The 7,026-nt window shown below is 45.9% G+C and carries 4 protein-coding genes, 1 other RNA gene and 1 pseudogene; 5 read left to right on the top strand and 1 reads right to left on the bottom strand.

Features of this window, described 5'->3' with window-relative positions:
- Positions 1-138: pseudogene (locus BUC01_RS24625) on the top strand (DDE transposase); the annotation flags it as partial.
- Positions 139-410: 272 nt separating this feature from the next.
- On the opposite strand, the gene ssrA reads toward BUC01_RS24625, so the two are convergent.
- Positions 411-808, bottom strand: a transfer-messenger RNA (tmRNA) gene (ssrA, locus tag BUC01_RS24620).
- 242 nt (positions 809-1,050) lie between these two features.
- Between ssrA and BUC01_RS24615 the strand changes: the two genes are divergently transcribed.
- The 4 genes from BUC01_RS24615 to BUC01_RS24595 all read left to right on the top strand — a co-directional run.
- The gene (locus BUC01_RS24615; RefSeq protein WP_073315191.1) at positions 1,051-3,876 is read left to right on the top strand and encodes a glycoside hydrolase family 3 N-terminal domain-containing protein; all 2,826 of its coding nucleotides are present in this window, start codon (positions 1,051-1,053) and stop codon (positions 3,874-3,876) included.
- A 12-nt stretch (positions 3,877-3,888) separates the two neighbouring features.
- Positions 3,889-5,004: a lactonase family protein gene (locus tag BUC01_RS24610; protein WP_073315189.1), complete on the top strand. Its 1,116-nt coding sequence runs from the start codon at positions 3,889-3,891 to the stop codon at positions 5,002-5,004.
- A 390-nt stretch (positions 5,005-5,394) separates the two neighbouring features.
- On the top strand, positions 5,395-6,462 hold the full coding sequence (locus BUC01_RS24600; protein WP_025835963.1) for a DUF4831 family protein: 1,068 nt from the start codon (positions 5,395-5,397) through the stop codon (positions 6,460-6,462).
- Between the two features lie 199 nt (positions 6,463-6,661).
- Positions 6,662-7,026: transposase (locus tag BUC01_RS24595; protein WP_139261844.1), on the top strand; the 365-nt coding region annotated here is incomplete at its 3' end.

The raw sequence follows: 7,026 nt of genomic DNA, 5'->3' as shown, positions 1-7,026 counted from the left end.
AAACAACATTACTCACTGGCCAGAATAAAAGCTAGAAACAGGAAAACGGAAATGCTTTGGATTTTCTTTGGAATACATACGGCCAATGCGGTATGCATGATAGAAAAGGTCGAAAAGAAAAAAAGAACGGCTGCATAATCAGACTAAAATAATAAGAGGAAAACAGGAGAGGTTTTTAACTTCCCCTAAAAAGACATATACATAATGTACCGTTGGGAAGAAAAAATAAGAATATGTAAATAATATTCTATGAAAAAGATAGGAGACTTGAGGCTTTACAGAAAAAAATTAAGAGAAAAGCTCACGTAAAGTAAAACTGTTCTCTTAATTTATTAGAAAGAGGGACATTTACTGAATATCCCTAAATAAAAAGAAAGAAAGCTCTGAAATAATCAGAGCTTTCATTCTTTTAGTGGAGCTGGAGGGAATCGAACCCTCGTCCAAACGAGGAAATCATAAGCTTTCTACATGCTTATCTTTGCCTAAGTTTTCGAGCAACGGCAGAACCAAAGCCATCAACCATTGCCTTATCCTTTAAAGTTTCATTCTCGTCTCAAGGCCGACAAGAACTATCCCCGATGTAACTGCACCACTGGATCGGAATGCTTCGGAGCAACAGCTTCCGAGTGATGTCTCGTCCCAGCACCTGGTGCCGGGATTAAGCTCAATCTACTATGATTCGATTAAGCAGCAAGAGCGTATTGTCTTTCGCCAGATAAAATTTTGAAGACTGAGATTAAAGTGCAAATCAACGACGCACTGCATGCTTACTTACTATTTCTACCCGCTGTCAAATCCAGTCAACCCCAGAATACATACGGTTTTTAGAAATCGTGGGGCAAAGATAAGAATTCTTTTGTTACTGTACAAAAGAATAGTGTGATTGCTTAGTCCGGATTAATAAACCTTATCTTTTTATAAGATCAAAAACTGTCTTACATCACCATACGTACAATAAAAGCCAGTACTCCGGACGATTTTGCCTTTCTTTTTCCCACATAACCCGTACCTTTGGCAACAGAAGATAATATACACGAAAATATAAATATCATGAAGAAACTTATTGCAATGACACTACTGCTCGGAGGCAGTACTCTGCTCTGCGCACAAAAGACCGTGAAGATACCGGCTGTGTACAAACCCGTCAAAAGCGAGATGTACAAAAAAGGCTGGATTGATTTCAACAAAAACGGAGTGAAAGATGTGTACGAAGACCCTAATGCCACGCTGGATGCACGTATCGAAGATCTACTCAGCCAGATGACACTGGAAGAAAAGACATGCCAGATGGTAACCCTCTACGGTTACAAACGTGTACTAAAGGACGACCTCCCCACCCCCGAATGGAAACAGATGCTTTGGAAAGACGGCATCGGTGCCATCGACGAACATCTGAACGGCTTCCAGCAATGGGGACTTCCCCCATCGGATAACCCGAACGTATGGCCCGCCTCCCGCCATGCCTGGGCACTGAACGAAGTGCAACGCTTCTTCATCGAAGAAACCCGTCTCGGCATCCCCGTAGATTTTACGAACGAAGGTATTCGTGGCGTAGAAAGTTACCGTGCAACCAATTTCCCCACACAACTGGGATTGGGACATACCTGGAACCGCGAACTGATACGCCAGATTGGACTAATCACCGGACGGGAGGCCCGTATGCTGGGATATACCAATGTGTATGCCCCCATCCTCGACGTCGGTCGTGACCAGCGCTGGGGACGCTATGAAGAAGTATATGGTGAATCTCCTTACCTCGTTGCCGAACTGGGTATTGAAATGGTACACGGCATGCAACATAACCACCAGGTAGCAGCAACCGGAAAACATTTCGTTGCTTACAGTAACAACAAGGGCGCCCGCGAAGGTATGGCACGTGTGGACCCGCAAATGTCACCGCGCGAAGTGGAAATGATACATGTCTACCCCTTCAAACGGGTGATAAAGGAAGCAGGACTATTGGGAGTGATGAGTTCGTACAATGATTACGACGGTGTCCCCATACAAGGCAGTTATTATTGGCTGACTACACGCCTGCGTGGCGAGATGGGATTCCGGGGATATGTGGTTTCGGACAGTGATGCCGTTGAATATCTTTATACCAAACACAGCACCGCCAAAGATATGAAAGAAGCCGTGCGTCAAAGTGTAGAAGCCGGTCTGAATGTACGTTGCACCTTCCGGTCACCGGATTCATATGTATTGCCTTTGCGCGAATTGGTAAAGGAGGGCGGACTAAGCGAAGAAGTAATTAACGACCGTGTACGTGACATTCTGCGTGTAAAATTCCTCGTAGGGCTGTTCGACGCTCCCTATCAGACTGACCTTGCAGGAGCTGATAAAGAAGTAGAGAAAGCTGAGAATGAAGCCTTTGCACTGCAAGCCTCACGCGAGAGCCTCGTCTTGTTGAAGAATGAAAACAACGTGTTGCCATTGGACATCCACAACGTGAAGAAAATAGCAGTCTGCGGCCCCAATGCGAACGAAAAGGGATATGCACTGACACACTACGGTCCTTTGGCAGTAGAAGTAACCACAGTGCTGGAAGGCATTCGCCAAAAATCCGAAGGCAAAGCGGAAGTGCTCTACACCAAAGGCTGCGACCTTGTAGATGCCAATTGGCCGGAAAGCGAACTTATCGACTATCCGATGACAGATAACGAACAAGCTGAAATCAATAAAGCAGTAGAAAACGCACGCCAGGCAGATGTAGCCGTGGTGGTATTAGGAGGCGGACAACGCACCTGCGGTGAGAATAAGTCACGCAGTAGTCTCGACCTTCCGGGACGGCAACTGAAACTTCTCCAAGCTGTGCAGGCAACAGGTAAGCCCGTCGTGCTGGTATTGATTAACGGCCGTCCGCTTTCCATCAATTGGGCGGATAAGTTTGTTCCCGCCATTCTGGAAACCTGGTATCCGGGCTCTAAAGGTGGTACGGCAGTGGCCGATGTACTCTTCGGAGATTACAATCCGGGCGGAAAGCTGACTGTTACCTTCCCTAAAAGTGTGGGACAAATCCCTTTCAATTTCCCTTGCAAACCTTCTTCGCAGATTGACGGAGGAAAGAATCCGGGACCGGATGGAAATATGTCACGTGTCAACGGTGCACTTTATCCCTTCGGTTACGGTCTGAGTTATACCACCTTCGAGTATTCCGATATTGAAATCAGCCCGAAAGTGATGACTGCCAATCAGAAAGCAACCGTGCGCTGCAAAGTTACCAATACCGGAAAGCGGGCAGGCGATGAAGTAGTGCAACTCTATATCCGCGATATGTTAAGCAGCGTCACCACTTACGAAAAGAACCTTGCAGGGTTCGAGCGTGTCCATCTGCAACCGGGAGAGACGAAAGAAATCACCTTCACCCTCGACCATAAACACCTGGAACTACTGGACAAACACATGGAATGGGTGGTAGAGCCCGGAGACTTCAGCGTCATGGTAGGCGCCTCTTCCGAAGACATCCGCCTGAATGGAATGTTGACAGTAGAAGACCCGAACGCTCCTGTACAAACGCAAACCCAAACAGACAGTCCCGTGACTGCCAGTACTAATCCGGAAAGCGTAATGAACGTACTTGATAAAAAAATGAATACTGTTTGGGAGGGAAATAAAGGAGATTATATTACCTTTGCCTTAAAGAACGGCTCCAAGGTAGATGGTGTTTCCATTGCATTCAGCAGAAGCAACGGTCTGCCGGCAGAGTTTGAGATACAGCTTTCGGGCGGTGGCGGACAGTTCCTAACGGTTTATTCGGGCACAGTCAGCGAGTACGGCAAGCTGATTTCATACACGTTCAAGGGAACTACTGCCAGCGACTTGCGCATCGTGCTGAACGATGACCGCGTAGGGGTGGCGGAAGTGAAACTGGAATAATATAAAGATATCATGAGAAAACTTCTTTTCTTTATGCTTGGATTAGCTATGGTAGCGTGTTCCCCCCGTAAGGCGGGAAACGTAAACAATGAAAGTGATGAACTCACCATGCTGGTGGGTACGTATACCGACGGAAACAGTAAAGGTATCTACACTTTCCGCTTCAATCAGTCAACAGGTATGGCAGCGGCACTCAGTTCCATTGAAGTGCTCAATCCTTCTTATCTCGTTCCTTCCGAAGACGGGAAGTTCGTCTATGCCGTCAGCGAAATGAACGATACGACGGCAGCGCTCAATGCTTTCTCCTTCGACAAAGAGACAGGGAAACTCCGCCTGTTGAACCGCCAGCCTACTATGGGCGCTGACCCATGCTACGTTTCCACCAACGGAAAAGAAGTGCTTACAGCCAACTATAGCGGCGGAAGCATGTCCGTCTTCCCGCTGAAAAAAGACGGTTCACTGGAACCTGCCGACACCCTCTTCGAAGGTAGCACCGGTGGACCGGATGCCGACAGGCAAGCAACGCCACACGTACATTGTGCCGTCTTCTCTCCTGACGGGAACTATATCTTCGCCACCGATTTCAGTGCCGACCGTATCTTGCGCTTTGTCATGCATCCGAAGAGCATCATCCCCCACCCTTCTGCCGAAGCCATCGAAGTGGATTCCAATTCCGGCCCGCGCCATCTGACATTTAGTCCCAACGGAAAGTATGCCTACCTCATCAGCGAGTTATCCGGCAACATCACCGCTTTCAGCTATCTGGACGGAAAGTTAGAAAAGATACAGACCATCGCCGCCGACACGCTCCGTGCACGTGGCAGCGCAGACATACACCTCAGTCCCGACGGTAGATACCTCTATGCCAGCAATCGCCTGAAAGGTGACGGCATTGCCATCTTTGAAGTAAACCCCGAAACCGGCATGCTGGCAAAGGTAGGATACCAACTGACAGGCATCCATCCGCGAAACTTCATCATCACACCGAACGGGAAGTATCTGTTAACCGCCTGCCGGGACAGTCATGTGATTCAAGTATTCCAACGTGATTCCGTCACAGGACTGTTATCGGATATACATCAGGACATCAAAGTGGATAAGCCTGTTTGCATCCAATTCGTAAAATAACCGGGCAAAAGCTTGACTTCCGGTATTTAATATCGTATATTTGTCAACGTAATCCTGATTTAGATTCGGATTTATAGATACTAACAGAGAGGAGCTTTTGGCTTCTCTCTGTTTTTTTATATCCCATAGCTTCGGGAAGAAAAAACATTGCTTTTGAGACAAAAAACATCATTTCTTGAGGCAAAACATACCATCTATTGAGATAAAACATACCATCTATCGGGACGAAACATACCATCTATTGAGACAAAACACACTATCTATTGAGACGAAAAGCACCGGCAACTCCCTGATTCCGGTTATTCTGTTAATATTCCGTAATTCTACTCTTGACAAAAATAACTTCATTAACTTTGTCCCTTAACTGAAATCGTTTTAACAACGCGACTTATGAAGAAAAAGAATATAGTATTGCTTTCAGCCCTGTTATTCTCCGTGACTGCCGTGGCACAAACGGAAGTGACCGCGGGTGTCACTCGTGGCAAAGACTATGGAGTGACTTATGTACTGCCTAAAACCGAAATTGAACTCACCGTACAAGTAACCAAGAATATCTATACTCCCGGAGAGTTTTCGAAGTATGCTGACCGTTACCTGCGGTTGAACAACGTCTCTTCCGAACCGGAAACCTATTGGACACTGGATAAGATACAGACGGAAGTTATCGGCGTACCCGACAAAGAGAATGTATACTTCGTGAAGATGAAGGATAAAACCGTAGCCCCTCTCATCGAATTGAGCAAGGATGGCATCGTCTACTCCATCAATATGCCATTGGGCAACGGACAGAAAAAAGCAGTTCCGGTGCAGCCCAAAGCTACGAATAATACGCCTAACGTCAATCCCCGTGATTTCCTGACAGAAGAAATTCTGATGGCAAACTCTACGGCAAAGATGGCGGAACTGGTAGCTAAAGAAATCTACAACATTCGTGAAAGCAAAAACGCCCTGTTGCGTGGCGAAGCGGACAACATGCCCAAAGACGGCGCACAACTGAAACTCATGCTCGACAACCTGACTTTGCAGGAGCGTGCCATGACAGAGATGTTTGCCGGTAAAGTCACTACCGAAGATAAAACATACACCATCCGCATTGTCCCTAAAGAAATGAATCATGAAGTTGCTTTCCGTTTCTCAAAGAAGTTGGGAGTGGTAGCCAATCATGACTTGGCAGGCGAACCGGTCTACATCACCATAACCGACCTTAAAAGCATCAATGTCCCTCCTGCCGATAACTCTAAAAAACAAGTGGACGGCGTTGCCTACAATGTGCCGGGCAGGGCAAAAGTGACTTTGAATTACCAAAACGAAGAATTGTATAACGCAGAAATTCCTGTCACCCAATTTGGTGTAGTCGAGTACCTTGCTCCCGTCCTGTTCAACAAGAATTCTACAATCAAAGTACTGTTCAACCCCGATACAGGAGGCTTGGTAAAAGTGGATACGGAATCCAATTAGAAGTTTAAAATTAAAAATTAAAGGCTGCGCAATGAATTCTGTTTCATTGCACAGCCTTTAATTTTTAGGGATATTCCTAAAATAATAAAATTTAAGGCAACTAATTCATTGCGAGTTAGTTGCCTTTTTTGTATCTTTAAGCATTCCCCCTAAAAAACGGTTTGACGGCCAAAACGGGGGTAATCTAAACTAAAAACACATGGTAAAGATACAAAAAATCTCAGAAATCGAACCTCGTTTAGGTTTTACCGAGTTCGATATGCTAAAAAAATATCGTCAAAGTTTTGCTACGAGTGAATTAGGTCGCCTCCATGCTCTGTTTCCTTTCTCGGAACTGGCCCGGGAAATGCATTTGAAGTCCTCTGCTTTGGGGCGTAAAAGTTATTTTTCTCCTGAGGGTAAAATAGCCTTGATGCTCCTGAAGTCCTATACCAACTTTTCAGATTCACAACTGATTGAACATTTAAACGGGAATATTCATTACCAGTTATTTTGTGGTGTTCAGATTGATCCGCTTCATCCACTGACCAATCCTAAAATCGTCAGTGCAATTCGTCAGGAACT

Source organism: Bacteroides stercorirosoris, assembly GCF_900142015.1.
Taxonomy (GTDB): domain Bacteria; phylum Bacteroidota; class Bacteroidia; order Bacteroidales; family Bacteroidaceae; genus Bacteroides; species Bacteroides stercorirosoris.
Note: the sequence above shows the minus strand (reverse complement) of the source record. Positions and strands in the feature narration are given on the sequence as shown.